The organism is Aeromonas sp. 6P (assembly GCF_051919525.1).
Taxonomy (GTDB): Bacteria; Pseudomonadota; Gammaproteobacteria; order Enterobacterales; family Aeromonadaceae; genus Aeromonas; species Aeromonas veronii.
Genome location: NZ_JBQBEO010000002.1, coordinates 4,574,287 through 4,600,762, shown reverse-complemented (window position 1 = coordinate 4,600,762; position 26,476 = coordinate 4,574,287). Strand labels below are relative to the sequence as shown.

Sequence of the window (26,476 nt, the reverse complement as noted above, 5' to 3'; positions counted from 1 at the left end):
CAGGAGCCCTCTTTCATCACATCAGCACACTCTTTTTGAACAGATCCCACACCCCGAACGAGAAGTGCTTGAAGATGTCGATGCCAAGGGCCGACTTCACCAGATAGAGCAGCAGCACCATGCCGCAGATCGCCAGCAGCAACAGCAGGGTGGTCAGCAGCACCTTGAGGTGAAAGCGAAAGCCGCTCTCCCGCCCGCGGTAGCGGCGATCCCGTCCCATCAGCACCACCAGATAGCAGCGCCAGCGACCGATGCCGAAGGCGCTGTTGACGTTGATGGCGTGCGACTTGCCATCACTCATCAGCCGCAGCGCATGCTCGATACCGTCGCGCTGGGTTTCACTCAGGCTCTCGGCCACCTCGGGGGGGAGAGCACGGTAGAAGCGGTCGATCGCCCCCTGCGGTTTCTGCGGTAATTGGCTCATTGGTTTTCTCCTGCGGGCAGGCCCAAAGCCTTGCGGTAGACCTCCATGGTCTGGCCGGCGATCCGCTGCCAGTCATACCGCTGCAGATAGTCGCTGTAATCGACCTTGCCGCGGGTCATCTGGGCGCTGAGTCGCTCTGCCAGCGCACTCACATCGCCGACCGGGAAATAGCACTCCTGTTGCAGCGCCACCGCCAGATTGGCGGGAATGTCGCTCACCACCACCGGCAGGGAGAAGGAGAGCGCCTCCAGCAGGGCGATCGGCAACCCCTCGTGATAAGAGGGCATGGCAAACAGGGCCGCCTGTGAAAAGACGCTGATCAGCGCCTCGCCATTGAGGAAACCGGTGCGGATCACCCCCGGAGTTTCATCCGCTATCCGCTGCAAGCGCTCGCTGTAGGGGGTCGGGTGATCCGTATCCCCCACCAGAACCAGTGGCAGCTCGGTATCAAGCTGGCGATAGGCTGCGATGAGATCGTGCAGCCCCTTCTCCTCGACGAAGCGGCCCACCGCCACCAGATAGCTGCCAGCGGTCAGTCCGAAACGGGCCAGCGTCAGCTCCCTCTTGTCCGCTGCCGGCAACTCGACCCGTTTCACCCCGTTGTAGATGAGGTGGGCATCCTGGCGATCGTACTGGCGGCGGATCGCCTCGTTGATCACTTCGGAGATGACGATCACCTCGCAGGCATAACGTACCGCCCAGCGCTCGCCAAGGCTTAATACCCACTTGGCCAGCGCCCCCCACTTCTGGCGGTCATAGTCGGGGCCGTGATGGGTAAAGACCACCCGCTTGCCAAGCAACCTCAGCAGCGGCACCACCAGCCCCGGGCCGATGGCATGGACATGCACCAGATCGCAGGCATGACGGCGGCAGTAAAAAGCCGCGAGCAGAGAGTGGAGGATTGCCTCCAGCGACTTCTTTTTGGGGGCGGGCAACGCCTTGAGAGCCACCCCTTCAAACTCGCCGCTTCGGTAATTCACATAGGGGGCGCGAGCCAGCACGGTCGCGGCCACTTCGAACTGGCGGTGCAGCTCCGGATAGAGGGACTGACAATGGGTTTCGACACCGCCCAGTACATGGGGGATCCCCCGGGTACCGAGTACGGTCACACTAATCTGCTTCATGATCTTCTCGAATGATTCTGGCGGGATTGCCCGCAACAACGGCGCGAACCGGGACGGAACGAGTAACGACGGCGCCGGCACCGACACAGGCATGATCACCAATGGCGATGGCCCCGATGACGATGGCGCCGGTGCCGAACTCGACCCCGTCCCCCACGGTGGGCGAGAGGAGCTGGCCGCTTTGGCGATCAGGCTTGTTGCCCAGGGTACAGTTGTGGCGCAGGGTGCAGTCACGCCCCATCTGCACGCCGTCACCGATGACGATATTCTGCGGGTGATAGAGGCGTAGACCCCAACCCAGCCGGGCTCTTGGCGAGATATCGAGGCCGCACAACAGCTTGAATCCCTTGAGCAGCAGCAAGCCGGGTAACGCCAGAAAGCGGCCTCCCTGATAACGGGTCTGTGCCAGCCGGTAACTGAACAGGAACAGGCGCGCCGTCTTGCTCGGATTGAGCGCCAGTTCGGCTTTCAACTCGTGCCAGAAACTCATCTCTGTTTCTCCTCCAGCAACGACTGGTAGAGCGCCAGCAGAGCTTGCTGGTGGCTGGCGAGGGAGTAGTTGTCGATCAGCCGCTGGCGGGCCGAACGCCCCATGGCCGCCGTCTGCTCCGGCTCGGCCACCAGCCTGTCCATGCAGCGGGCCAGCTCGTCGGCATTGCCCGCCTCGAACAACAGGCCATCGAGACCGTCGCGGATCTGCTCCGGAATCCCGCCAATTCGAGCCCCGATCACCGGTTTGCCATAGGCCATCGCCTCCAGTACCGACATGGAGCAGTTCTCGTACCACTCGGACGGCACCACCACGGCCTTGGCGTGACGCAGCAGATCGAGCAACTCCTCCCCCTGCCTGAACCCCAGCAGTTCGGCATTGGGATAATGCTGCCCGAGGTGCGCCTGCAGCGGGCCACCGCCCACAATTTTGAGACCCGCCGGCCGCGTCATGCGCTGATGGGCACGGGCAAGCGTTTCGACCCCTTTCTCGGCCATCAGGCGCCCGAGGAACAGAAAGTACCCCCGATCCTCTCCGCTTTCGCGGCTCGACTCGACATCTATGCCATTGAGGATCACCTCGATGCGGGAAGCGGGCAGCCGGGTGCGAAGCATCCCGGCCATGAAGGCGCTCGGCGCCACCAATGCATCGACCTGCTCATAGTTGCGGCGCCACTGCTGCCAGGCGGCCTCGGCAGAGAGCAGCAGGCTCTTGCCCCATGATCCCTCCTGCCACTGATGGCGAAACAGCTTGAGCCAGGAACCCTCGATCCGGGTCAGATCGAACGGCTCGCCATCGACCAGCATGCTGTAGTTGGGACAAGCCACCTTGTAGTCGTGGGCTGTCAGCACCGTCTTGCAGCCCAGGGATTTGGCCACCCGGATGATTGCCGGGGTGAGCTGGTGGTAGATGTTGTGAAAGTGAACGATATCGGGCCGCTCGGCACGGATAAGCTCCGCCAGCCGATCACAGGCCTCCTGATTGTGGATGAAGCGAACGGCGATCTTCAGCCGATCGAAGAGCCCGTGCCGCTGGTGATAATCGACGTTGGCCGGAAAGTAGCCACTCTGGGGCGAGGGGAGGTTATCCGGATGCTGCATGGCAAAGTCGATCACCTGATGACCCGCCTGACGCACCATATCCCGCTCCTGAAAGAGTACTGTCTCGGCGCCCCCCTTCATGAAAAAGAACTTGTTGGCAAAGAGCACCTTCACGGCAATGACTCCTGGATCAGACGATGGGCGGGCGCCTCGCGCGGAGAGCGCTGGGGCAACAGCAGGCCGCGCACCAGCCCGGCTGCATAGATGGAGAGGTTCATGACACTGCGCAGGGCATCTTGCAGGGAGCGGTTCTTCAACCACTTGAGAGCGATGAAGCCACCCAGCGGTGCCAGCGCCAGCAGCGGCAACCAGAACGGCAGCCCGGCTGCGAAAAGCAGTACGCAGAACAGGAGTGTCAGCAGGTAGAGCCCGAACAGCAGCTCGGAGCGGATCACCGACAGCACCTCGCGAAAATAGGGCTGCCCCCACGCCGAGCGCACCAGCTCGCCGCTGGCAAACAGATACCCCATGCGCCAGCGGTAACGGATCAGGGCAAGGGAGTCCATGGTGTGGGAGGTGTGAAAGAAGAAGGGGACATCGAGCCGCTCCAGCCGATAGCCCGCCTGACGCAGCCGGATACCCAGCTCCGCCTCTTCGTAACCGTGCAGGTTGCGATTGGTGAGATAGCCGATCTGCTCGATAGCGCTGCGTCGAAACAGGCCGCCACCACACAGCCAGCGCGACTCGCCCAGCGGATAGATCTGGTTGATGCGCTGCTTGCGCGACTTGAACTCATAGCTGTGGGCATCATCCATCTCGGCCCGCCCGGCCACGCCACCGCATTCGGGGTGGGAGTGCATGTGCGCAAGGGCGGCCGGCACAAACTCCGGCTCCAGCTTCATGTCGCCATCGAGCAGCAGCAGGAACTCCCCTTCGCTGAAGAGGTAGCCAAGCTGTGGCCCCACGCCGCAACAGCGATCTGCCGGGTCGGTCAGGCTCACCACAGTCACCCCCAGCTGGCAGGCAATCGCCTGGGTGCGGTCGGTCGAGAGACTATCCGCCACGATAATCTGGTGGGAGTAGTCGGCCAGAGCGCTCCTGATGCTGGCTATGGTGTCGGCAATCCCTGCCTCCTCGTTGTAGGTCTTGATGATGACGGAGATAAGGGGGGATGGAGTCATGACACCTCACAGGAACGGGTGGCCTGCCGAACCGAAGAACGGATCACCAGGGCGGCACCCAGCACGAAATAGAAGAGAAACTGCTGCACCGGGATTAGCATCAGCAGCTGGCTGTAAGGCAAGCTCAGCAGGCAGGCGATCCCGAACGCGATGAAAGCGGGTTGATAGCTGAGCAGACGCACATCTGCCGCGCTCAGCAGCTGGCGATCCAGCAACGGACGGGGACGGCAGCACCAGAGCAGCAGAACGATCAGCACGATGAAGATCAGGGTGCCCATCAGTCCCACCTCCCACAACAACACGCTGAGGGACGTGGAGTCGAGCAGCACGTTGAACAGGGGGTTGAGAAAACCGGGCAGGGTGCTGCCATGGTTGGTGGTGTTGAGGCCATAACCAAACAGCAGATTGCTGAGACCGTGGTGATCACCGTTGCTGGCCCAGAAAAAGAGCGTCGTCACCCGCCCCAGCTCGCCGGTTTCCGGGTTGATGTGGTTGGGATCGAAGATATAGCCGAGGGAGTCGATAAACAGCGCAATGGCCCCCTGTTGTCCGGCCCCCTCGAACACGGATGAGTAGGAGGCAGCCAGCACCAGAACGGCCACTGCCACCAGCGCAGTCATCGCCAGCGCAATCAGCAGCAGACGCTTGAGGTCATAGCTCTTCATCCCCCTGACATAGCTTGGCGAGAGCCAGACCCAGGCCAGTAGCAAGGGGGACAACAGGATGACGAACTTCACCTCGGCCAGCACACAGATGGCAAAGGCGGCAAGAATGTGAAAAGCGACCGAACGACGCGAAATGAGGCCGTGGCGAAACTCGGAGAGCTTGATCAGCATCACCAGCAGGCAGAAGAAGCCGAGTGCACCGGTATTGCCGCCCCCCATGGGATCCCCCCCGAAGGTGCCGACCACTGAGTCCCACTTCTCAAACTCGCCGCGCATTGCCACCCGTTTCGGCACCACCACCAGCACCTGAAACAGCACCACCGGGATCTGCAGGTAGAAGACCCACTCCACCAGCTTAATGATGCGGTAAATCTGTGACTCGCGGCAGAAGCCTAGCAACAAGCAGGGAAGCAGCAGAGAGAGCGCCAGCTCGTTCTTGAAACCGATGATAGTCACCATGCCCCCCTGCTGAAGCAGGGTGCCCAGCAGCGCCAGCACCAGCAAGCCACAGTAGAGCAGCAGCAGCACCTTCTCCTGATAGTCGAGCCGCAGCGGGCTGTAACGCGTCTGCAGCGGCAGCAACATCAAGGTGGCAATCGCCAGCAGGAAGGGCAGCCAGAGGAAGGCTGTAATGCCGGTGACGTACTGGGCCAGGCCGCAGATCACCAGCGACAGCAGCAGATTGGCCTGCATGATGAGGGCACTGTTCACGAGGCCAGCTCCATCCGCCCCTGCAACTCGGCAGCCCGGCGGTTGACCCGCAAAAAGACGAAGCCGTAGCGCACCGCAGTCAGCAGAGAGAAGGCCAGCACGCAGAGCTCGTACTCCTGATGCAACCAGGGCAACAGCACGAAGGCGATCACTACGACCAGCAGCTGCTCAAGCTGGATCCGCAAAAAGTAGCGGGGCGAGCCGAACACCAGCTCGATTACGGTCAGCGGGCAGATGGCCACCGCAGTAAACACATAGGGCAACATGTAGCGGGAGGTATCGATGGAGGCGTTCCACTCCGCATTGAAGAACCACTTCATCACCAGCGGATAGCAGATGAGGATCCCGAGGGTGGCCGCACTGCCCATCGCCAGCAGCAGCCGCTTCACCTTGCGAAACTCCTCCCCGTTGAAACGGCGCAGGCGGAAATCCTCCGACCATCGCGAGAAGATGGAGTGGCGGATGGCGTTGCCGACAATCACCACGGGCGCCAGACAGAAGCGGTTGACCACGGCAAAGTAGCCCGCCACCAGAGGGGAAAACCAGAAGTTGATCAGCACGGTTGGCAGATTAGCCGTCACCATCGCCAGCACTTCGGCACTGCCGACACCTGCCAGATGCGCTTTATGGCGGGAGAAGAAGTGCAGCAGGTGGCGCGGGGCAGCCTCCCTCAGCATGGCACTGTGCCAGGTAAAGGCAGACCACAACCAGCCCCCGATCACCACCAGCAGCAGACAGGCCCATAACTGATAGAAGTGCGCCATGTCAGGGGCCAACAGCAGACAGAGCAGCACCACGGCGGAGGCCGAGATACGCTGCAGACCGAGCCGCTGGTAGTGGCCGGCCCGCAGGGCCAGATTCTCGGCGATGAGGATCAGCCCGTGGGTCACGGTCAGCAGGTAGAGCGGCCAGAGCGGCAGCGAGAAAAAGCAGACCACCACCAGCACATAGGGGATGGGGAACAGCCAGACCTGCAACAGGGAAAAGATCAGGTTGCCGGGCAGCTCGGCCTCCTCCAGCTTGGGCAACAGCAGTTGCGAGGCAAAGGTGGCAAGCTGGGCACCGATCAGCACCAGACTGTAGCTGAGGGCATAGAGCCCGACCGCAGCCATGTCGAACTTGTGCGACAGTGACCAGACCGAAAACGCCCCGATCAGCTGGGATAGCACGGAAGCACCCCCTATGGTGGTGATGCTGCGCAGCAGTTTCATAGCGCGCCCCGGGTGGGTGCACCACAGAATCTCAGGTTCTCCGCCCCTTCCAGATCGCGCTCGGCGACCTGGGTCAGCACTGTCCCCAGTACCGCCACTCTGGCATCCCGCAGTTGTGCCAGCACGCTCAGCACCCGACTGGCCGGCAGCTGGCCGGACTGGATCACATGAATGGCACCATCCAGCGGCTGCCCCAGCAGCAGGGCATCCTTGCCGACCTCCAGCGCAGGGGTGTCCACTATGATGCGGTCAAACTGCCCGGCCAGAGTTGCCAGCAGTTCGCTCCAGCGTGGCGAGCCAAGCAGTGCCAGCGGGGAGGAGACCGGCTGGCCAGCCGGCAGCAGGGTCAATCCCTCTTTTGGCACCAGACAGGCAGCCAAATCGGCTTCGCCTGCGAGCAGCTCGGCCAACCCCGGTCTGGCTGCCTGCCCCAGCAACTGGCGACCAAGGGAGCCCCGGCGCAGATCCCCATCCACCAGCAGCACTCGCTCATGGCGGGCAAAGCTGGCGGCACAGAGAGCCACCAGCGTCGACTTGCCCTCACCAGCACGGGTCGAGGTGATCATGATGCGCTGCAGCTGACCCGGCTCCAGCCGCATGATGGCGTAGAGGTCATCGGCACTGGCACCTACTCTGGGATTGACCGCCCCCACCCGCAGCAGAGCACTCTGATCCTGCAGGGCCGCCAGCCGCGGGATTTCACCAAGCACCCGACCACCGAGCTGGGAGACCAGCTGGCTCAGACGATTCAGGGTATTGCGCAGCGCTCCGGCAGTGATGACTACCAGCACGGCAACCATGCCCGCCATGATCACCACCATCAGCAGAAACAGCATCTTGTTTGGTTTGGCAGGCAGCAAGGGCACCGATGCCGCGTCGTAGAGGATGGCATTCGACTCGTGCAGCTGAGCGTTCAGGCGGGTCTCTTCCTGACGGCGAAACAGCTCGTTATAGAGCTGACGGGTCTTGTCGATATTGTTCTTCAGGTTGTTGTACTCATCCTTCTTGACTGCCAGCGAGGAGAACTCCCGCTTCTTCTCGTCAAGCTGGGCGAGGTACTCCTGCTCCTTGCGCTGGCTGCTCTGGTAGCGATCCTCGATACCGTCGGCAATCTCCCGCATCAGCTGGTTTGACTGGGTATTGAGCGCCTTGATGCGCGCTTCGGCCTGCAGAATACGGTCATGCTTGGGGCCATAACGCTTGGCCAGCTCGGAGAGCTCCTGCTGGGCCTTGATGAGGGCGATGCGCAGATCCTGCATCTGGGGGTGGTTGGAGACCTCGGGCAGGGAAGCCAGCGCCGCCGGATTGCGGCCGTACTCCTGAATGGACTGGAATTCGGCCTGCGCCGCCAGCCGCCGCTCGCGGGCATCCGCGTACTTGTTGGTGATGATGCCGAGCTCTTCGGTTTGCAGACCATCTACGCCGCGAAACGTCAGCAGATCATTGCGGGCAAGAAAATCGCCGAGCTGCTTCTCCTGCTTCTCCAGACTGGCCTTTATCTCCACCAGCCGGCTCTGGTTCCAGTGCGATGCCGTGGTGTTGGCATCGACCCGCTCCTCCACATTGAGATCGATGTAGGTCTGGGCCACCTCATTGGCGACGCTGGCGGCCAGCTCGGGAGAGCGGGATTCGAACCCGATGCTGACCAGCTGGGTATCGCGCACCGGCGAGACGGTCAGGTGTCTGGCCAGATACTCCAGCGCATGCTGGTGGCGTGAGGAGGCATCCTCCTGATGTGCGGCACTCCAGAGCCCCTTGATGCGGCTCAGCCAGCTGTCGGGATTGGGCTGTCCGTTGAATTCCGGCAACTCGGCCAAACCCAGATGAGTAACCACCTTCTCGGCTACCCGGCGTGACTTGAGCAGCTCGAACTGGGTGTTGTAGTACTCGCGGCGGCTGGTATCGACCCGATAGACGGGCTCGATAGGGGAAGCGCTGTTGGCATCTGCCTTCAGCAGCAGGGTCGCACTGGATTGATAATAGGGCGGCATGCTGAGAATAAAGGGGGCTGCCGCCAGGGTCACCACGGCGGCAAACAATACCACCCTCCACCAGTTTGCCTTGAGCACCCGCCAAGGGCCGCTGAAATCGAGGCGACTCTCTAGCGCACGGCCATTTTCAACCAACAATGAAGTCATGAAGAGCGTCCTGGATCAGAAGAAACTTTGTTCGATGGTGATGATGTCGCCGGGATTGAGCTGCCGTTGCAGGCTCACCTCTTCCAGCAACTGATCGCTGCCATTGAGGCGCAGGCTGATATCCCGTCTGGCGGCGCGATCGGTGAAACCACCCGCCAACGCGACAGCCTTCTCCACCGTCAGGCCGGGCTGGTATTCATAGCCACCCGGGTGAGCCACCTCGCCAGCAACAAACACCTGGCGGAAAGTGGTCACGTTGACCGTCACCATGGGGTCGAGCAGCACGCCGTGCTTGAGCCCTCTGGTCAGCAGCTCGGCCACCTCAGTGGTGGTGTGCCCCATCAGCAGCACCTGACCCAGATAGGGGTAATTGACGTGGCCACTGGTATCGACCTTGAACTTCATCGACAGATCCGGCTCGCCATACACCCGGATTTCGACCTCGTCCCCCGGCGCCAGCCGGTAGGCGGAATCGTTGCCTTGCGGGCTCTGGCCAGCCCAGACCGACAGGCTGAACAACCAGCCAAGCAGAAGCACCATCACGCTTTTGTTCATGTTAAATGGCTACCTTGAGTGAAAGAGAAAGCTGTTGTTTGTCGTAACCGAGGGCCCGGCCATAACAATTGCCACCGATGTCGATGGGCTGCCCGGCAAAGCTGGAACCGGAGTCGGCCTGCTGGTAGTGGAGCCCCAGATTGACGGAGGGACGAATGTCGTAGCTGATGCCCATGCCCCAGCGATGGATGTCATCCTGACGGTGGCGGTTGTCGTTACCACAGACCACCGACTGGTGATAATCATCCCGGATATCGTGATAAGAGAGCATGGTCGCCACTCTGGGTGACCAGTGGTGCTGCCACTCGGCGCCATATAGCTGGCTGCTGACGTAGCCGCCGTCACCACCCGGATCACGAATGGTCCGGCTGGAGAGCAGCGCGAGCTTGCTGTAATCGAGCGGTTGCCACTCCAGACGCAGATCCCAGTTCAGCCCTTTGAAACTCTCCGCCTGCGGATCGTTGACGAAACGCTTGTAGATCCCGCCGATATTGGCATCGATCCGGGTCTTGCCGGTCAGCTGGCTAATCACCCCTGTGATGAAAAAAAACTCGTCGGAATCCTTGCGCGGATTGGCCGGATAGCGTCGCAGATTGGTCTGCAGGGTGTAACGAAAACGGCTGACATGGCTCACCTGATCGAACAGCTCGACAATGGCGGTGTTCTCCTGCCACTCCTGCTCGGCCATATAGCGCTCAAAGTCATGCAGGTAGAGGTGCTTGTCGAGATAGCCCAGATCCTTGTGGGAGAGCGCCAGCTCCAGCTTGCCTCTGGCATCGGGAGCGCCGTAACTGTAGCGGCCACCCACTTCGCTGCGTTTGAAGCGCAGCGGCTCATTTATCTGAAATCTGCCGAATGTGGCATCACCACAGAGCGCACGACCTTTCTTATCAGCGTCGCTGGGACAAGGAGAGGCATCTCCCTGCAACATAAAGCCTTCGGTCAGCCCCTCGCCACGCGCCTCATGGCCCAGCCGATACTGGTACATCAGCTTGAAGGCGTTGCGCAGGGAGAAGCGCCAGCTGCCGTCAAACTGGAACTGGTGATCGGCATAGTCATCCGCATGGCTGCTGCCATAGCGACGATAATCACCCAGATAGCTGAACTGATAGCGATCCAGGCCGCGTTCGCCCACCATGCGAAATTCCGGGGTGATCCCGACGAAATCGGAGCCAATCGCCTGACCATTGTCACGCAGCCACAACAGGTTGCTGTCGTGGCCGTAACGGCTCTCCACCTCGGTCTGGATCTCCAGACCAAGCGGCCCCTGATGGGATACGGGGGTGACCTCGGCGCGGACTGAAAGAGAGGGGGAGAGCAGCAGTCCGGCGCAAACGAGGCTAGTAAGCGGATGCACCGACAAACCCTTTGAATACAGTCAGGAAAATGACTTTGAAATCCAGTCCGAGCGACCAGTACTGGATGTACTTGAGATCGAACTTGACCCGCATCTCCATCTTGTCGAGGGTGTCGGTTTCACCACGAAATCCATTTATCTGGGCCAGCCCGGTAATCCCCGGTTTGACCTTGTGGCGCAGCATGTAACGCTCCACCAGTGAGCGGTACTGCTCATTGTGCGCCACGGCATGGGGACGCGGCCCCACGATCGACATGGAACCCTGAATCACATTGAAAAATTGCGGCAGCTTATCCAGCGAGGTACGACGCAAAAACGCACCGAATGGCGTCACTCTGGGATCGCCTCTGGTTGCCTGAGTCACCACGGCATCATTCTCCATGACGCGCATGGAGCGGAATTTCCAGACCTGGATCCGTTTCCCCCCCAGGCCGTAGCGATCCTGCTTGAAGAGCACAGGTCCGGGTGAAGAGAGACGCACCCCGAGCGCCACCAGCGCCATGACCGGAGAGATGAGCAGCAGGATGAGCGAACCCAGCACCAGATCTTCAATCCGTTTGAGCAGGGCGGCGCCACCTTCAAACGGGGAATCGAAAAAGCTGAAGGTATAGATATCGCCCACCCGATCGATGTGGGATACGGTCAGGCCGTACTCGTAGAAATCGGGTACCAGATAGGTATCGACCGTGGTATCGGAGAGTTCGTAGAGGTAGTTATTGATGCGCTCTCGGGCAGTCAGGGGCAGCGCCAGATAGACTTCGTCGACCAGCCCTTTGCGGGCCAGCTCGAGCAGCTCGTCGACATCACCCAACAGAGGACTGCGAGTCGGGTAACCGAAGCGCTCTTCGCTGCGGGCATCGAAAAATCCGAGCATCTGGATAGCGTGACGCGGACTCTCCCAGAGGGATTTCTCCAGCGCCAGTCCGGCCGGAGTCACGCCAATGATGGCCACACGACGACAACAGGAAGCACCGCTGAACCAGAGGGTCACCAGTTGGTACAGCACCCGATAACCGGTGGAAATAAGGCAGGCCATGGCAAGCCAGAGCACAGCCAGCTCCAGCGGGAAAGGGTGGTAAGGTTTGAAGAGGGGAACCAGATAGACCAGCAGGTAGAGCAGGGTCGCGGTTACCAACCAGGAGAAGATGAGGCGCAGCAGAGACTGCGCCAAATATTTACGAACCCGGCTGCAATAAAGCCCGGTATTCTGGGAAACCAGAAAGAAGACCACCATGCCCAGCGTGGTCAGAGACATCTCGTCCAACCCATGAAACAAACCAAAGTGCCGCGAGAGCAGCACCATTGAGACTGAAATTCCCACCAAATCGACAAAGCGGGAAAACAGACTGTGGCTCGCATCTGCGAGCTTGATAATTCGCTTGTTCATGGGTCGCCTTCATACTGATATCACTTATCAGTTTTCTTGACCGGACGAGCCCAGTTCTTGATATGGCGCTGGGGTACCCGGGTAATCACGAGTTCATGTTCGCCCACGTCCTTGGTAATAGTAGAGCCGGCACCCAGGGTGGCCCCCTTGCCGATGCGAACAGGCGCTACTAGTTGGGTATCAGAACCGACGAATACATCATCCTCGATGATGGTCTGGAATTTGTTGACCCCGTCGTAGTTGCAGGTGATGGTACCGGCTCCGATATTCACCCCGGCACCGATCTCGGCATCACCCAGATAGGTCAGATGACCGCACTTGGAACCGACACCAAGACGGGCCTTCTTCATCTCGACGAAGTTGCCAACGTGCGCATCCTGCTCCAGAACCGCCCCCGGACGCAAGCGGGTAAACGGACCCACTGAGCACTGATCCGCCACCTGTGCACCCTCGATGACCGAGTAGGGTTTCACCTCGGTGTGATCGCCAATGACACAATCTTTCAGTACGCAACCGGCTCCGATACGAACGTGATTGCCGAGAGTCACCTTGCCCTCAATGATGACGTTTGCATCAATAACAACCTCTTCACCAATTTCCAAAACCCCACGCAAATCAAAGCGTGCGGGGTCGATCATGGTTGCACCTGCAATCATAAGTTTCTCGGCCTGCATCTGCTGATAGCTACGTTCAAGCTGAGCCAATTGCACCCGATTGTTGGCCCCTTCCACTTCAGCGGCGCGCTCCGGATGAACGGCGGCAATCGGGCAATTATCGCCGCGAGCCATCGCGATCACATCGGTCAGATAGAACTCGCCCTGGGCGTTTTTGTTGTCGAGACGAGACAACCATTGACGCAACTGGCCCCCATTGGCCACCAGCACGCCGGTATTCACCTCACGGATCGCCAGCTGTTCGGCATTGGCATCCTTCTGCTCAACGATACCGACCACCAGACCGTTTTCACGGACGATGCGGCCATAGCCGGTGGGGTTGTCCAGCACCACGGTCAGCAGTGCCATCCCGTTTTCCGCTTTGGCGGCGAGCAAGCGCTGCAGGGTCTCGGGCTGGATCAGCGGGGTATCGCCGTAGAGCACCAGCACGTCGTCTTCATCCTTCCAGAACGGGATGGCCTGGGCGACGGCGTGACCTGTCCCCAGCTGCTGAGCTTGCAGCACCCAGTTCACATCAGCCGCCACGATCCGCTCTTTCAGCAGCTCGGCACCGTGGCCATAGACCAGATGCAGCTGCTCGGCACCGACCTGACGTGCAGTATCGATCACATGGGAAACCATAGGTTTGTTGGCTACCGGGTGCAGTACCTTGGGCAGGGAAGAGCGCATGCGGGTACCTTTACCCGCAGCCAGGATCACGACGTTGAGGGACATAAATTGACCTTTGGAACATGAGGAAATACTCGGCGGAGTCTATCCAACGGGTAAAAAAAAAGCGACCCGAAGGTCGCTTTTTACATCACCGTTATTAGCGGTAATTCTTTTTGACGATATCGATGACTCGCAGTTGAGCCATCGCCTTGGCCAGCTCGGTGGCGGCCTGGGCGTAGTCGATATCACCATGGGAGCTGTGGATCCGCTCTTCGGCTGCGCGCTTGGCTTCCTGGGCTTTCGCCTCATCCAAGTCGTCAGCACGAATCGCGGTGTCCGCCAGCACGGTCACGGATTCAGGTTGTACTTCCAGCATACCGCCGGAGATGTACAGCACCTCTTCAGTTCCGTTCTGCTTCACCAAGCGGACCAGGCCCGGCTTGATGGCAGTCAGCAACGGAGCATGACCGTGGCGGAGACCCAACTCACCTTCGGAGCCTGATACCTGAGCAGATTGCACGCGACCGGAAAACAGTTTTCCTTCGGCGCTCACCACGTCCAGGTGAAAGGAGATCATCTCTGCCATGGGCCCTCCTGTCGAGGCTTACAGTTTCTTGGATTTCTCGACGACTTCGTCGATACCGCCAACCATGTAGAACGCCTGCTCGGGCAGATCGTCATACTCGCCTTTCAGGATGCCCTGGAAACCACGGATGGTCTCTTTCAGCGGCACGTATTTACCCGGAGAACCGGTAAACACTTCTGCTACGAAGAACGGCTGGGACAGGAAACGCTCGATCTTACGGGCACGGGCTACGGTCAGTTTGTCTTCTTCTGACAGTTCATCCATACCCAGGATGGCGATGATGTCCTTCAGCTCTTTGTAGCGCTGCAGTACGGTTTGAACGCCACGAGCGGTCTCGTAGTGCTCTTTGCCAACCACCAGCGGATCCAGCTGACGAGAGGTAGAGTCCAGCGGGTCAACGGCCGGGTAGATACCCAGTGCCGCGATTTGACGGGACAGTACGACGGTCGCATCCAGGTGGGCGAAGGTGGTCGCCGGAGACGGGTCAGTCAAGTCATCCGCAGGAACGTAAACGGCCTGTACGGAGGTGATGGAACCGGTCTTGGTGGAGGTGATACGTTCTTGCAGAACACCCATCTCCTCGGCCAGGGTCGGCTGGTAACCTACTGCGGAAGGCATACGGCCCAGCAGTGCGGATACTTCGGTACCGGCCAGGGTGTAACGGTAGATGTTATCTACGAAGAACAGTACGTCACGACCTTCGTCACGGAACTTCTCGGCCATGGTCAGGCCGGTCAGCGCAACGCGCAGACGGTTTCCGGGCGGCTCGTTCATCTGACCGTAAACCAGAGATACTTTGTCCAGTACGTTGGACTCCATCATCTCGTGGTAGAAGTCGTTACCCTCACGGGTACGCTCACCTACACCGGCGAACACAGAGTAACCACTGTGCTCGATCGCGATGTTACGGATCAGCTCCATCATGTTTACGGTTTTGCCTACACCGGCACCACCGAACAGACCAACTTTACCACCCTTGGCGAACGGGCATACCAGGTCGATAACCTTGATGCCGGTCTCCAGCAGATCGTTGCTGTTGGACTGATCTTCGTAGCTGGGGGCAGCGCGGTGGATAGACCAGCACTCTTCTTCACCGATCGGACCTTTTTCGTCGATTGGCTCACCCAGTACGTTCATGATCCGACCCAGAGTCGCAGTACCGACCGGAACCTGGATGGATTTACCGCTATTCACTACTTCCAACCCACGACGCAGACCGTCGGAGGAGCCCATGGTGATGCAACGAACGACGCCGCCACCGATCTGTTGCTGAACTTCCAGCACCAGACCCTGGCCTTGACCTTCGCTAACGACCTTCAGTGCATCGTACACCTGGGGCACGGCATTCTGCGGGAACTCGATGTCCACCACAGCGCCGATGATTTGGACGATGAAACCGTTACTCATGTCAAATCCTCTAAACCTTTGATAACCCTTGCCTTACACCGCAGCAGCACCGGATACGATCTCTGTCAGCTCCTGGGTAATACTGGCCTGACGGGCCTTGTTGTATACCAGTTGCAGATCGTTAATCAGGTTACCGGCGTTGTCAGTCGCGGCTTGCATGGCAACCATTCGGGCTGCCTGTTCACTTGCCAAGTTTTCCACTACACCCTGGTAAACCTGAGATTCGACGTAGCGAACCAGCAGGGTATCCAGCAGCTTCTTGGGATCCGGCTCATAGAGGTAATCCCAGTGGTGTTTCTTGGCGAGCTTGCTGTCTTCAGTTACGGGCAAAGGCAGCAGTTGATCGACCCGTGGTTGCTGCACCATGGTGTTGACGAACTTGTTGTACACCAGATACAGCTTGTCAATCTCACCGTTGTCGTAAGCCTTCAGCATGACCTTGACTGAACCAATCAGGTCATTGACGCTCGGACTATCGCCCAGTCCTGCGACATGAGCTTTAACCTTGGCGCCGTGCCGTTCAAAGAAGTTGGAGGCCTTGTTACCGATCAGTGCCAGGTCAACCTTGGCACCTTTCGCGCTCCATTGCTTCATATCATTGAGGGCAGCCTTGAACAGGTTGATGTTCAGACCACCACACAGGCCACGGTCGGTGGAGACGACGATGTAACCCACTCGCTTGACCTCACGTTCGATGAGGTAGGGGTGCTTGTATTCCAAGTTCCCCTGAGCGATATGGCCGATCACCTTGCGCATGGTTTCAGCGTACGGACGGCTGGCAGACATGCGTTCCTGCGCACGGCGCATTTTGCTTGCTGCCACCATTTCCATAGCGCCGGTGATCTTCTGAGTGTTTTTCACACTCCCGATCTTGTTACGTATCTCTTTTGCGCCGGCCATCTCTTACTCTCCATCAAGTGGCAGCTCACGCTGCCACACACGCTTACCAGGTCTGGGTTGCTTTGAAGCTATCCAGCAACGCAGTCAGCTTGCCAACGATCGCGTCGTTGTAGTCGGCTTTGGCATTGATTTCAGCCATCAGCTCGGCATGCTGGGTATTGGCGTAAGAGAGCAGAGCGGCTTCGAAGTCGACGATTTTGTTCAGCTCGACATCGGAGAGATAGCCTTTCTCGGCAGCGAACAGCACCAGAGACTGGTGAGCCACGCTCAGCGGAGAGTACTGCTTCTGCTTCATCAGCTCGGTCACTTTCACACCGTGATCCAGCTGCTTGCGAGTCGCCTCGTCCAGATCGGAAGAGAACTGGGCGAAGGCCGCCAGTTCGCGATACTGGGCCAGCGCGGTACGGATACCACCGGACAGCTTCTTGACGATCTTGGTCTGAGCAGCACCACCTACACGGGATACAGAGATACCCGGGTCAACCGCCGGACGAATACCGGAGTTGAACAGCTGTGAAGTCAGGAAGATCTGACCATCGGTGATGGAGATCACGTTGGTCGGAACGAACGCAGATACGTCACCAGCCTGGGTTTCGATGATCGGCAGCGCGGTCAGAGAGCCGGTCTTGCCTTTCACTTCACCCTTGGTGAACTTCTCTACGTACTCGGCGTTAACGCGAGCAGCACGCTCCAGCAGACGGGAGTGCAGATAGAAAACGTCACCCGGGTAAGCTTCACGTCCTGGCGGACGGCGCAGCAGCAGGGAGATCTGGCGATAAGCTACGGCCTGTTTGGACAGGTCATCATAGATGATCAGCGCGTCTTCACCGCGGTCACGGAAGTACTCACCCATGGAGCAACCGGCATACGGAGCCAGGTACTGCAGAGCAGCCGCTTCGGAGGCAGAGGCAACCACCACGATGGTGTTGGCCAGGGCACCGTGCTCTTCCAGCTTGCGCACCACGTTGGCGATGGTGGAGGCCTTCTGGCCAATCGCAACGTAGACACACTTAATGCCGGAATCTTTCTGGTTGATGATGGTGTCGATCGCGATGGCGGTCTTACCAACCTGACGGTCACCGATGATCAGCTCACGCTGGCCACGACCGATAGGGATCATGGCATCGATGGCTTTCAGACCGGTCTGGACCGGCTGGTCAACAGACTTACGCTCGATAACGCCCGGTGCGATCACTTCGATCGGCGAGAAGCCGTCGTTGTCGATCGGACCTTTACCGTCGATCGGCTGACCCAGGGTGTTCAACACCCGGCCCAACAGACCACGACCTACCGGCACTTCCAGAATGCGGCCAGTACCTTTTACTTTCATTCCTTCTGACAGACCGTCATAGGAACCCATAATCACCGCACCGACGGAGTCACGCTCCAGGTTCAATGCCAGAGCGTAGCGGTTGCCCGGCAGCTCGATCATCTCACCCTGCATGGCATCAGCCAGGCCGTGAATACGAATGATACCGTCGCTCACAGAGACGATAGTACCTTCGTTACGCGCTTCGCTCTTTACATCAAACTGCGCAATGCGCTGCTTGATCAGCTCGGCGATTTCAGTGGAATTCAGTTGCATGCTCTAATACCCCAATCAAGATTGCAGCGCGTCAGCCATGCGATCCAGCTTACCGCGGACTGTGCCGTCGATTACCAGATCACCGGCCTTGATGAGCACCCCGGCCATCAAGGACGCATCGATGCTGCAATTCAGCTTCACTTTGCGCGCGAGACGTTGTTCCAGAGAAGCCTGAATATTGGCTTTCTGCTGGTCGGTCAGTTCGATCGCCGAAATCACGTCAGCCTGAACCTCTTTATCCAGTTCAGCTTTGAACGCTACAAATTCAGCAACGACCGCCGGCAGCACACCCAAGCGACCATTCTCGGCCATCACCCGGATCAGGTTCTGGCCATGCACGTCGAGTTGCTCACCGCAGACACCGACAAACAGCGTTGCCAGCTCTTCGGCGGCCACAGAGCCGTTTACCAGGTTGTGCATGGTCTCGTTTTCCACTACTTGCGCAGCGAAACCGAGCATACCCAGCCACTGGTCAACCGCCTTGTGCTCAACGGCAAACTCGAAAGCAGCCTTGGCGTAGGGGCGAGCGATTGTAGTCAGTTCAGACATAGCCCCGTTCCCGTTACAGTTCTGCTACCAGTTTGTCGACGATGTCGCTGTTGGCAGCCTGGTCGATTTGACGCGCCAGGATCTTCTCTGCACCAGCAATGGCAAGAGCAGCAACCTGCTTACGCAGTTCTTCTTTGGCACGATGACGTTCAGCTTCGATCTCGGCACGGCCCTGAGCCAGGATTTTTTCCCGCTCAGACTGGGCACCAGCGGCAGCTTCATCAATGATCTGGGCTTTACGTTTGTTAGCCTGCTCAATGATTTCAGCAGCCTGCAGCTTGGCTTCTTTCAGCTGATCGGTGGCGTTGGCCTTGGCCAAATCCAGATCTTTCTTGGCACGTTCGGCAGAAGAGAGACCGTCAGCAATAGCTTTCTGACGGGCTTCGATGGCAGCAATCAGCGGCGGCCATACGTACTTCATGCAAAACACTACGAAGAAGAAAAAAGCAATTGCTTGGCCGAGGAGGGTGGCATTGATATTCACAGCCGATGTCCTCTTAAGTTAGTTAATGGGTTATGCCTGGAGAGTCGTAACGACTTAGCCAGCAACCGCAAACATCACGTACAGACCCAGACCAACGGCGATCATCGGGATCGCATCCACCAGACCCATTACGATGAAGAACTGGGTACGCAGAACAGGGATCAGATCCGGTTGACGAGCAGCACCTTCCAGGAACTTGCCACCCAGGATACCGATACCGATGGAAGCGCCGATAGCAGCCAGACCCATCATCATTGCAGCAGCGATGTACAGCAGGTCCATGTTCAAGTTTTCCATGAGGATCTCCAGTTATTTAGATGTAATTGATTGTATAAAAAGGATTATTTGAGTTGCATCAACCATGGTCTTCCTGCGCCATCGACAGATAGACGATGGTCAGAACCATGAAAATGAATGCCTGCAAAGTGATGATCAGGATGTGGAAAATTGCCCAAGGCACGGACAGGATCCACTGTGACCACCAGGGTAACAAACCAGCAATCAGGATAAAGATCAGTTCGCCAGCATACATGTTGCCGAACAGTCGAAGACCCAGAGAAACAGGTTTGGAAATCAGCGTAACAGTTTCCAGGATGAGGTTAACCGGGATGGCCGCCGGGTGGTTGAAAGGCTGAAGCGTCAGCTCCTTCACAAACCCGCCGATACCCTTGACCTTGATGCTGTAATACAGGATCAAGAAGAACACGCCCAAAGCCATGGACATGGTGATGTTAACGTCAGCAGAGGGAACCACACGCAGATAGGGAATACCCATCAATTGTGCAGCGTGAGGGATAAAGTCAACGGGGATCAGATCCATGAAGTTCATCAGGAAGATCCACACAAACACCGTCAGCCCCAAAGGTGCGATGACCTTGTTGCGACCGTGAAAGATGTCTTTGACGTTACCATTCACAAACTCGACCAGCATCTCCACAAAGCACTGCAGCTTACCCGGCACCCCGCTGGTAGCGTTAACGGCTACTTTGCGGAACAGCAGGATAAACAGGGCGCCTAGCACGACGGAAAATACCATTGAGTCGATATTGACCGTCCAGAACCCGGACCCGACTTGAAGGTGGGTCAGGTGGTGGGAGATATATCCCTGAGGAGTCAGGACTTCTCCGGTTGCAGACATGAGTTTTCCTAATAGTGGTTGTTAAGCGTGAATGAAACCATCCACTGTACAACGAGGGCGAGGATATAAGTGGCGAAAAACGAGACGGTAACGACCTCGACTCCCGCACCAAACATCAGGGCGAATAGACCTGTTGTAGAAATGAGCTTAATCCCTGCCCCACCATAAAAGTCCCGCAAAACCAGGCCCACACTCTCGGTTGTCACCTCGCGGCGCAGCACCCAGACAGTAAACAAGGCTTGAGGAACCCAGTACATCCCCCCTCCGTAGAGGGCGGAATAACCGGCGCTGGCACCAGTCAGGTAAAACCAGACGGCACTCATCGCCAGGATCAGGATGAGCTGACAAACGAGCATAACCAAGGCCAGTGTCAAACCTTCCAAGGCTATTTTCTGCTTCACCAACCTACCCCTGAACATTACAGAACTGTAAAAAATCGGGATCCGAAGACCCCATGTTAACAGCTCTTAAAGCCGGTCAAATTATACCCTTGAGGGCAGCTATTGCAATATGACAAAAATCCTTAATTTTTGCGGCTTTCCGCGGCAAATCAGGGTTATGGTCATATCAAAAGGAATGGATGTTTTATTACTACAAAAAGCGTAAAAATCACGATTCCGACACGCCAAAATAGCCCAATATACGGTCCAAATCGGACAAATTCTCGTAACTTATTACTAACTTCCCGCTATCCCGCTTGCCAGGCTGAAGTTGCACCTGATTGCCAATTTTTTCTGCCAGTTGGCGCTCCAGGTAGCCGATCTGCGGATCACGGGCCGGTTCGACCCTGGCTTTTGCCGGTTCGAGCGCTTTTTGCACCAGCTTCTCGGTATCGCGTACGGTCAGCCCTTTCTGGGCAACCAGCTTGGCCAGTTCAGACTGGGCCTGCCCGCTCAGGGCCAGCAGGGCACGGGCATGGCCCATGTCGAGGTCGCCATGCTCGACGAAACGCTTCACGTCGTCGTTGAGCTGGTTGAGACGCAACAGGTTGGTCACCGTGGTGCGGGACTTGCCCACCGCCTCGGCCACCTGCTGGTGGGTGAGTTCAAATTCGGTCAGCAGTCTTTGTAGAGCGACCGCCTCTTCGATGGCATTAAGGTCTTCCCGCTGAATATTCTCAATCAGCGCGATGGCGACGGCAGCCTCGTCGGGTACATCCTTGACGATACAGGGCACCACCTCGAGCCGCGCCAGCTGGGACGCGCGCCAGCGCCGTTCACCGGCGATGATTTCGAAGGATTGTTCGCCGAGAGGGCGTACCACGATGGGCTGGATCACCCCTTGGGCGCGGATGGAGTTGGCAAGCTCTTCCAGTGCATCCTGGGACATGTCCTTGCGGGGCTGGTACTTGCCGGACTGCAACCACTCCACCGGCAGCTTGCGCAGCTCGCCCTGATTGGTGGGGGCCATGGCCTCTTCAGTACGTTGATCGCTCATCACCTGTTTCTGGCGGGCAGCCGTGCTGGTACTGAGCAGGGCATCCAGCCCCTTGCCCAGTCCACGTTTTTTCGGAGTCATATGCTCTCTCGGTCTGCGATGGTCGCCTGACGTTCCTGCTCCTGGCGGCGCAGGATCTCGCCAGCCAGTGCCAGGTAGGCCTTGGCGCCCACCGATGATTTGTCATAGTGCATGGCCGGGGCACCGAAACTCGGGGCCTCAGCCAGTCTAACGTTGCGGGGAATGATGGTGCGGTAGACTTTGTCGCCAAAGTGCTGTTTTAGCTGATCGGACACATCATTGGCCAGCCGGTTGCGGTGATCGAACATGGTGCGCAGCACCCCTTCGATCTTGAGCTCCGGATTGACCACGGCGGCCAGCTTGCTGATGGTGTCGACCAGGGCGGTGAGCCCCTCCAGCGCGTAATATTCGCACTGCATGGGCACCAGCACGGAGTCGGCGGCGGCCATGGCGTTCACGGTCAGCATGTTGAGAGAGGGCGGGCAGTCGATGAAGACGTAGTCGTATTTGTCCCGCACCGAGGCCAGCGCATTGCGCAGGCGGATTTCGCGGGCGAAAAATTCCATCAGACGGATTTCAGCCGCGGTCACGTCGGCGTTGGCGGCAATCAGGTGATAGCCCCCGGTGGTTTCGGGGATGATCACTTCGCTGATGGGGGCATCCTCGATCAGCAGCTCATAGGCGGTGCGCTCGACGTCATACTTGTCGACACCGCTGCCCATGGTGGCATTGCCCTGCGGATCCAGATCGATCACCAGCACCTTGCGCCGGGTGGCAGCCATGGAGGCGGCCAGATTCACACAGGTGGTGGTTTTACCCACTCCACCCTTCTGGTTGGCTATGGCGATGACTTTTCCCACACGATCCCCTAAATGAAACTGCGACCCTATTCGGGCTGGATATGTTTGAATTCCAGCAGATGACGTTCGCCTTCCAGCTCCGGCACCCGCAACTCATGACAGGCTACCAGACGGATATTGGCAGGCAACTGGGCCAGCTCCTGCTCGGGATATTGTCCCTTGAGCGCCAGGAAGCTGCCCTGTTCTGACGGCAGGTGGTGACACCAGCTCAGCATGTCCTCCAGAGAGGCAAATGCCCGACTCAGTACACCATCAAATCCCACCTCGGGTTGATACTCTTCAACCCGGGATTTGACCGGCGTCACATTGGTCAGACCCAGCTCCTGGATCACCTGGCGGATGAAGTTGATCCGCTTGCCCAGACTGTCGAGCAGGACGAACTGCTTGTCCGGATTGATGATCGCCAGCGGCAATCCCGGCAGGCCGGGACCTGTCCCCACATCGATGAAGCGCTCACCGTGCAAGTGGGGGCTTACCACCAGACTATCGAGGATATGCTTGACCAGCATGGCGTCCGGATCTCGCACCGAGGTGAGATTGTAAGCCTTGTTCCACTTGTGCAGCAACTCGACCAACTGCACCAGTTGGCTCTTTTGGGTATCGGTGATAACAATTTCGGCCTGCTTGAGCAGGCCGTTCAATCTTTCCAACATGGGATTCCTCAGGCGGTTTTACGCAGCAGGCCGTGTTTTTTCAGGTGAACCAGCAGGATGGATATGGCCGCCGGGGTGATGCCGGAGATGCGGGAAGCCTGACCAATGGTCTGCGGCTTGGCATCGTTCAGCTTGGCTTTCACCTCGTTGGAGAGGCCGTTCACCTCGCGATAGTCCAGATCCAGCGGCAGCAGGGTGTTCTCGTTGCGCAGCTGCTTTTCCACTTCATCGTGCTGACGCTCGATGTAACCGGCGTACTTGATCTGGATCTCAACCTGTTCGGCCGCGGCAGGATCGGTCACGGAAGGGCCGACCCCTTCGATGGCCATCAGCGCATCATAGGTCACCTCGGGGCGACGCAGCAGCTCTTCCAGACTCTGTTCGCGGGTCAGCGGGGTGTTGACCAGGGCGTTGACTGCCTCCAGTGACGGATGTTGCGGGTGGATCCAGGTTGAACGCATGCGCTGACGCTCCAGCTCGACCTGTTCCATCTTGGCGTTGAATTTGCTCCAGCGCTCGTCATCCACCAGACCCAGTTCGCGACCGATGGCAGTCAGGCGGATATCGGCGTTGTCTTCCCGCAGCAGCAGGCGATATTCGGCGCGGCTGGTGAACATGCGGTAAGGCTCGCGGGTCCCCAGGGTGGAGAGATCGTCCATCATCACTCCCATGTAGGCCTGATCCCGACGCGGGTTCCAGGGATCCTTGTCCTGGGCACGCAGGGCCGCGTTCAGGCCGGCCATCAGGCCTTGTGCCGCCGCCTCTTCGTAGCCGGTCGTGCCGTTGATCTGGCCGGCAAAGAACAGATTTGGAATGCACTTGCTCTCCATGTTGGCCTTGAGATCCCGCGGATCAAAGAAATCGTACTCGATGGCATAACCCGGGCGGGTGATGTGGGCGTTCTCGAAGCCGCGCACGGAGCGAACGATCTGCACCTGCACGTCAAACGGCAGGCTGGTGGAGATCCCGTTCGGGTAAAGCTCGTGGGTGGTCAGGCCTTCCGGCTCGACGAAGATCTGGTGCGCCGTCTTGTCGGCGAAACGGGTGATCTTGTCTTCGATCGACGGGCAGTAGCGCGGGCCGATCCCTTCGATGACCCCGGCGTACATGGGGCTGCGATCCAGGTTATTGCGGATCACTTCGTGGGTACGCTCGTTGGTGTGGGTGACGTAGCAGGGCACCTGACGGGGATGCTGGCTGGCATCGCCAATAAACGAGAAGACCGGACGAGGATCGTCGCCGTGCTGCTCCTGCATTACGGAGAAATCGACGCTGCGGGCATCGATGCGCGGCGGGGTGCCCGTCTTGAGACGATCGATGCGCAGCGGCAGCTCACGCAGGCGCTGGGCCAGAGCGATCGAGGGAGGATCCCCGGCACGGCCGCCCTTGTAGTTTTCCATCCCGATGTGGATCAAACCATTCAGGAAGGTACCGACCGTCAGCACCACAGTTTTGCCGCTGATGCGGATCCCGCTTTGGGTGACCACACCGGCAACACGATCCCCGTCCATGATCAGATCGTCACAGGCTTGCTGGAAGATCTTCAGGTTCGGGTAATTCTCCAGCATCTGGCGAACGACGGCCTTGTAGAGCAGGCGATCCGCCTGGGCACGGGTGGCTCGCACTGCCGGGCCCTTGGAGGAGTTGAGGGTGCGGAACTGGATCCCGCCAAGATCGATGGCACGTGCCATGATCCCGCCGAGTGCGTCAACTTCCCTGACCAGGTGTCCCTTGCCGATCCCGCCGATCGCCGGATTACAGGACATGTGTCCCAGCGTATCGATATTGTGGGTCAGCAACAGGGTGTTCATGCCCATACGGGCTGCCGCTGTTGCTGCTTCGGTTCCGGCATGACCGCCACCGACGACGATCACATCAAATTGTTCATGGTATTGCATTGGGATCACCTTGATCTGCACGCCTGAAGATCTTTATTTGCCTGGGCTAAAGGGCGGAACATTCTATCTGTTTCGCGTCCTGAGGGGAACGTCTACTTAACGTTCAGTATGAAGGGAGGATCCACTAATTAGATCTTAAGGATCTTTAGATCGATCTTTTACTGGATCTCTTATTAGGATCCGCCCTTTCTGTTGATAAGCACTTTTTGATCATAAAGATCATTAATTTAAGGACGATCCTAGCTTGTGGAAAAGCTTGGATCCTGGCCCGGTGAACGAGGGGATAACCAGGACTTTTATACACAGAGGTCTGTCGGTCTGGATCTAATACATGGATAACTATAGGTTTTGCAGAGCTTTACACCGTAGTTATGCACATTACCCCTGGGCGTTGTGGGTAACCTTGTAGAACAACTCCCCCGGATCAATCTGTTAATAACATGGTGGATAGTCGATCTGGGGATAAGTGGGGAGATCAAGCTTTTTTTCAGGATCTCCCGCACGCTGATCAGGCGATCATCGTCATCCAGTCGCGGATCCACACTTCTGCGGCATCTTCGGGGATCTCGTGTTGGGTCACATCGATGTCGAGCCGCTCGCCGATCCGGCTGGCACCGCACTCGGCCAGCAGCCGATCCAGCGTCTTGCCACCCTGGCAAAAGGTGTCATAACTGCTGTCGCCAAGGGCGATCACGCCATATTTCAATGAATTAAGATCCGGATGCTGCTCGGCAAGATCCTTGGCGAAGGGTTGCAGGTTGTCGGGCACATCCCCGGCACCATGGGTGGAAGTGACCACCAGCAGGATGGATCCCGCATCATCCAGCACCTCTGCCAGCTTGGCCGGGTTGTGGATGCGGGTCTGGTGGCCAGCCTGTTCCAGCAGGTTGGCGACGTGGTCTGCGACATATTCGGCGGCGCCCAGCATGGAGCCGACGACGAGATTGAGTTTGGCCATGGAATGGATCCTGATTTCAGACAAAGAAACGGAAAGCCGGATTCTACCGCCAAAGGGTGTGGATAAATATGGATAAAGCTTGGGGATAATGGATCCAGTCAGATAATGCAGCCGGATCCATCCTGCCGATCTTTTTTCTGCTTCTTTATATTCCTCTTCATTTTCTTCTCCGCTAATGGCTCTCCTGATGACGCCCATCCCCCGCGAAATCCTGCCAACGATGCAGCTAGATAACAATGTAGATGCAAATGATTAGCAATTATTGAATCGATTCGATCACGGCTCCTGTAGTACGATTGCGCTGCTTTATTCGCCCATGGAACAGGGTGATGTCGTGACAAACGACCACAAATAACAATTAAAACAACATAACTCATTGATAAACGAGACTT

26 protein-coding genes are annotated in these 26,476 nt (G+C 58.2%); all 26 read right to left on the bottom strand.

What is annotated here, in order from left to right:
- Positions 1–16 precede the first annotated feature (16 nt).
- The 26 genes from ACTG2J_RS21470 to mioC all read right to left on the bottom strand — a co-directional run bounded on the left by ACTG2J_RS21470 (position 17) and on the right by mioC (position 26,084).
- On the bottom strand, positions 17–424 hold the full coding sequence (locus tag ACTG2J_RS21470) for a hypothetical protein (protein WP_113740537.1): 408 nt from the start codon (positions 422–424) through the stop codon (positions 17–19).
- Positions 421–1,548: a glycosyltransferase family 4 protein gene (locus tag ACTG2J_RS21465; RefSeq protein WP_113740538.1), complete on the bottom strand. Its 1,128-nt coding sequence runs from the start codon at positions 1,546–1,548 to the stop codon at positions 421–423. The genes ACTG2J_RS21470 and ACTG2J_RS21465 overlap by 4 nt, the downstream gene beginning before the upstream one ends.
- Complete coding sequence (locus tag ACTG2J_RS21460; RefSeq protein WP_113740539.1) at positions 1,535–2,038, bottom strand: serine acetyltransferase; 504 nt, start codon at positions 2,036–2,038, stop codon at positions 1,535–1,537. Before ACTG2J_RS21460 ends, ACTG2J_RS21465 begins: the two co-directional genes overlap by 14 nt.
- Positions 2,035–3,252, bottom strand: coding sequence for a glycosyltransferase family 4 protein (locus ACTG2J_RS21455; protein WP_201990981.1), 1,218 nt, complete (start codon positions 3,250–3,252; stop codon positions 2,035–2,037). Before ACTG2J_RS21455 ends, ACTG2J_RS21460 begins: the two co-directional genes overlap by 4 nt.
- The gene (locus tag ACTG2J_RS21450) at positions 3,249–4,259 is read right to left on the bottom strand and encodes a glycosyltransferase family 2 protein (RefSeq protein WP_201990982.1); all 1,011 of its coding nucleotides are present in this window, start codon (positions 4,257–4,259) and stop codon (positions 3,249–3,251) included. The genes ACTG2J_RS21455 and ACTG2J_RS21450 overlap by 4 nt, the downstream gene beginning before the upstream one ends.
- Entirely contained in the window at positions 4,256–5,635 is a 1,380-nt protein-coding gene (locus tag ACTG2J_RS21445; RefSeq protein ID WP_320643245.1) for a capsular biosynthesis protein, read from the bottom strand. Before ACTG2J_RS21445 ends, ACTG2J_RS21450 begins: the two co-directional genes overlap by 4 nt.
- The gene (locus ACTG2J_RS21440; RefSeq protein WP_439989138.1) at positions 5,632–6,846 is read right to left on the bottom strand and encodes a lipopolysaccharide biosynthesis protein; all 1,215 of its coding nucleotides are present in this window, start codon (positions 6,844–6,846) and stop codon (positions 5,632–5,634) included. The genes ACTG2J_RS21445 and ACTG2J_RS21440 overlap by 4 nt, the downstream gene beginning before the upstream one ends.
- Positions 6,843–8,984 (bottom strand): GumC family protein, encoded by a 2,142-nt coding sequence (locus ACTG2J_RS21435; protein ID WP_439989139.1) that lies wholly within the window; start codon positions 8,982–8,984, stop codon positions 6,843–6,845. The genes ACTG2J_RS21440 and ACTG2J_RS21435 overlap by 4 nt, the downstream gene beginning before the upstream one ends.
- Before the next feature lie 15 nt (positions 8,985–8,999).
- Positions 9,000–9,539 (bottom strand): polysaccharide biosynthesis/export family protein, encoded by a 540-nt coding sequence (locus ACTG2J_RS21430; RefSeq protein WP_201963337.1) that lies wholly within the window; start codon positions 9,537–9,539, stop codon positions 9,000–9,002.
- A gap of 1 nt (position 9,540) precedes the next feature.
- A complete protein-coding gene (locus tag ACTG2J_RS21425) occupies positions 9,541–10,896 on the bottom strand; it encodes an outer membrane beta-barrel protein (protein WP_439997869.1) in 1,356 nt (451 codons plus the stop codon).
- Positions 10,880–12,283 (bottom strand): undecaprenyl-phosphate glucose phosphotransferase, encoded by a 1,404-nt coding sequence (locus tag ACTG2J_RS21420; RefSeq protein ID WP_439997868.1) that lies wholly within the window; start codon positions 12,281–12,283, stop codon positions 10,880–10,882. Before ACTG2J_RS21420 ends, ACTG2J_RS21425 begins: the two co-directional genes overlap by 17 nt.
- 20 nt (positions 12,284–12,303) lie before the next feature.
- Positions 12,304–13,671, bottom strand: a complete 1,368-nt coding sequence (glmU, locus tag ACTG2J_RS21415; protein ID WP_439989142.1) for a bifunctional UDP-N-acetylglucosamine diphosphorylase/glucosamine-1-phosphate N-acetyltransferase GlmU — start codon at positions 13,669–13,671, stop codon at positions 12,304–12,306.
- 94 nt (positions 13,672–13,765) lie between these two features.
- A complete protein-coding gene (locus tag ACTG2J_RS21410) occupies positions 13,766–14,194 on the bottom strand; it encodes a F0F1 ATP synthase subunit epsilon (protein ID WP_005339345.1) in 429 nt (142 codons plus the stop codon).
- A gap of 18 nt (positions 14,195–14,212) precedes the next feature.
- Complete coding sequence (gene atpD, locus ACTG2J_RS21405; RefSeq protein WP_005339344.1) at positions 14,213–15,601, bottom strand: F0F1 ATP synthase subunit beta; 1,389 nt, start codon at positions 15,599–15,601, stop codon at positions 14,213–14,215.
- Between the two features lie 33 nt (positions 15,602–15,634).
- Positions 15,635–16,501, bottom strand: coding sequence for a F0F1 ATP synthase subunit gamma (atpG, locus tag ACTG2J_RS21400; protein WP_005339343.1), 867 nt, complete (start codon positions 16,499–16,501; stop codon positions 15,635–15,637).
- A gap of 43 nt (positions 16,502–16,544) precedes the next feature.
- A complete protein-coding gene (gene atpA / locus ACTG2J_RS21395; protein WP_005339342.1) occupies positions 16,545–18,086 on the bottom strand; it encodes a F0F1 ATP synthase subunit alpha in 1,542 nt (513 codons plus the stop codon).
- Positions 18,087–18,101: 15 nt separating this feature from the next.
- Entirely contained in the window at positions 18,102–18,635 is a 534-nt protein-coding gene (gene atpH, locus ACTG2J_RS21390) for a F0F1 ATP synthase subunit delta (RefSeq protein ID WP_005339341.1), read from the bottom strand.
- A gap of 13 nt (positions 18,636–18,648) precedes the next feature.
- Positions 18,649–19,119, bottom strand: coding sequence for a F0F1 ATP synthase subunit B (gene atpF, locus ACTG2J_RS21385; RefSeq protein WP_005339336.1), 471 nt, complete (start codon positions 19,117–19,119; stop codon positions 18,649–18,651).
- 54 nt (positions 19,120–19,173) lie between these two features.
- Positions 19,174–19,416, bottom strand: coding sequence for a F0F1 ATP synthase subunit C (gene atpE / locus ACTG2J_RS21380; RefSeq protein WP_005307205.1), 243 nt, complete (start codon positions 19,414–19,416; stop codon positions 19,174–19,176).
- A gap of 58 nt (positions 19,417–19,474) precedes the next feature.
- Positions 19,475–20,257 carry a F0F1 ATP synthase subunit A gene (gene atpB, locus ACTG2J_RS21375; protein WP_005339335.1) on the bottom strand — a complete coding sequence of 261 codons (783 nt, stop codon included), beginning with the start codon at positions 20,255–20,257 and terminating at the stop codon, positions 19,475–19,477.
- An 8-nt stretch (positions 20,258–20,265) separates the two neighbouring features.
- Positions 20,266–20,676 (bottom strand): ATP synthase subunit I, encoded by a 411-nt coding sequence (locus ACTG2J_RS21370; protein WP_162628463.1) that lies wholly within the window; start codon positions 20,674–20,676, stop codon positions 20,266–20,268.
- Between the two features lie 190 nt (positions 20,677–20,866).
- Positions 20,867–21,775: a ParB/RepB/Spo0J family partition protein gene (locus ACTG2J_RS21365; RefSeq protein ID WP_005342343.1), complete on the bottom strand. Its 909-nt coding sequence runs from the start codon at positions 21,773–21,775 to the stop codon at positions 20,867–20,869.
- Positions 21,772–22,575, bottom strand: coding sequence for a ParA family protein (locus tag ACTG2J_RS21360; protein WP_005357226.1), 804 nt, complete (start codon positions 22,573–22,575; stop codon positions 21,772–21,774). Before ACTG2J_RS21360 ends, ACTG2J_RS21365 begins: the two co-directional genes overlap by 4 nt.
- A 26-nt stretch (positions 22,576–22,601) precedes the next feature.
- Positions 22,602–23,228 carry a 16S rRNA (guanine(527)-N(7))-methyltransferase RsmG gene (gene rsmG / locus ACTG2J_RS21355; RefSeq protein ID WP_031227633.1) on the bottom strand — a complete coding sequence of 209 codons (627 nt, stop codon included), beginning with the start codon at positions 23,226–23,228 and terminating at the stop codon, positions 22,602–22,604.
- Between the two features lie 8 nt (positions 23,229–23,236).
- The gene (gene mnmG / locus ACTG2J_RS21350; protein ID WP_058056584.1) at positions 23,237–25,126 is read right to left on the bottom strand and encodes a tRNA uridine-5-carboxymethylaminomethyl(34) synthesis enzyme MnmG; all 1,890 of its coding nucleotides are present in this window, start codon (positions 25,124–25,126) and stop codon (positions 23,237–23,239) included.
- A 508-nt stretch (positions 25,127–25,634) separates the two neighbouring features.
- Positions 25,635–26,084, bottom strand: coding sequence for an FMN-binding protein MioC (gene mioC, locus ACTG2J_RS21345; RefSeq protein ID WP_033138545.1), 450 nt, complete (start codon positions 26,082–26,084; stop codon positions 25,635–25,637).
- Positions 26,085–26,476 lie beyond the last annotated feature (392 nt).

Coding starts and splice junctions, on each gene's coding strand:
- rsmG (WP_031227633.1), bottom strand. CDS start 23,228: ATGTTGGAAAGATTGAACGGCCTGCTCAAGCAGGCCGAAATTGTTATC.
- mioC (WP_033138545.1), bottom strand. CDS start 26,084: ATGGCCAAACTCAATCTCGTCGTCGGCTCCATGCTGGGCGCCGCCGAA.
- atpH (WP_005339341.1), bottom strand. CDS start 18,635: ATGTCTGAACTGACTACAATCGCTCGCCCCTACGCCAAGGCTGCTTTC.
- atpG (WP_005339343.1), bottom strand. CDS start 16,501: ATGGCCGGCGCAAAAGAGATACGTAACAAGATCGGGAGTGTGAAAAAC.
- atpE (WP_005307205.1), bottom strand. CDS start 19,416: ATGGAAAACTTGAACATGGACCTGCTGTACATCGCTGCTGCAATGATG.
- ACTG2J_RS21365 (WP_005342343.1), bottom strand. CDS start 21,775: ATGACTCCGAAAAAACGTGGACTGGGCAAGGGGCTGGATGCCCTGCTC.
- ACTG2J_RS21370 (WP_162628463.1), bottom strand. CDS start 20,676: ATGTTCAGGGGTAGGTTGGTGAAGCAGAAAATAGCCTTGGAAGGTTTG.
- ACTG2J_RS21470 (WP_113740537.1), bottom strand. CDS start 424: ATGAGCCAATTACCGCAGAAACCGCAGGGGGCGATCGACCGCTTCTAC.
- mnmG (WP_058056584.1), bottom strand. CDS start 25,126: ATGCAATACCATGAACAATTTGATGTGATCGTCGTCGGTGGCGGTCAT.
- atpB (WP_005339335.1), bottom strand. CDS start 20,257: ATGTCTGCAACCGGAGAAGTCCTGACTCCTCAGGGATATATCTCCCAC.
- ACTG2J_RS21420 (WP_439997868.1), bottom strand. CDS start 12,283: ATGAACAAGCGAATTATCAAGCTCGCAGATGCGAGCCACAGTCTGTTT.
- ACTG2J_RS21440 (WP_439989138.1), bottom strand. CDS start 6,846: ATGAAACTGCTGCGCAGCATCACCACCATAGGGGGTGCTTCCGTGCTA.
- ACTG2J_RS21410 (WP_005339345.1), bottom strand. CDS start 14,194: ATGGCAGAGATGATCTCCTTTCACCTGGACGTGGTGAGCGCCGAAGGA.
- ACTG2J_RS21460 (WP_113740539.1), bottom strand. CDS start 2,038: ATGAGTTTCTGGCACGAGTTGAAAGCCGAACTGGCGCTCAATCCGAGC.
- ACTG2J_RS21430 (WP_201963337.1), bottom strand. CDS start 9,539: ATGAACAAAAGCGTGATGGTGCTTCTGCTTGGCTGGTTGTTCAGCCTG.
- ACTG2J_RS21435 (WP_439989139.1), bottom strand. CDS start 8,984: ATGACTTCATTGTTGGTTGAAAATGGCCGTGCGCTAGAGAGTCGCCTC.
- atpD (WP_005339344.1), bottom strand. CDS start 15,601: ATGAGTAACGGTTTCATCGTCCAAATCATCGGCGCTGTGGTGGACATC.
- ACTG2J_RS21450 (WP_201990982.1), bottom strand. CDS start 4,259: ATGACTCCATCCCCCCTTATCTCCGTCATCATCAAGACCTACAACGAG.
- ACTG2J_RS21465 (WP_113740538.1), bottom strand. CDS start 1,548: ATGAAGCAGATTAGTGTGACCGTACTCGGTACCCGGGGGATCCCCCAT.
- glmU (WP_439989142.1), bottom strand. CDS start 13,671: ATGTCCCTCAACGTCGTGATCCTGGCTGCGGGTAAAGGTACCCGCATG.
- atpA (WP_005339342.1), bottom strand. CDS start 18,086: ATGCAACTGAATTCCACTGAAATCGCCGAGCTGATCAAGCAGCGCATT.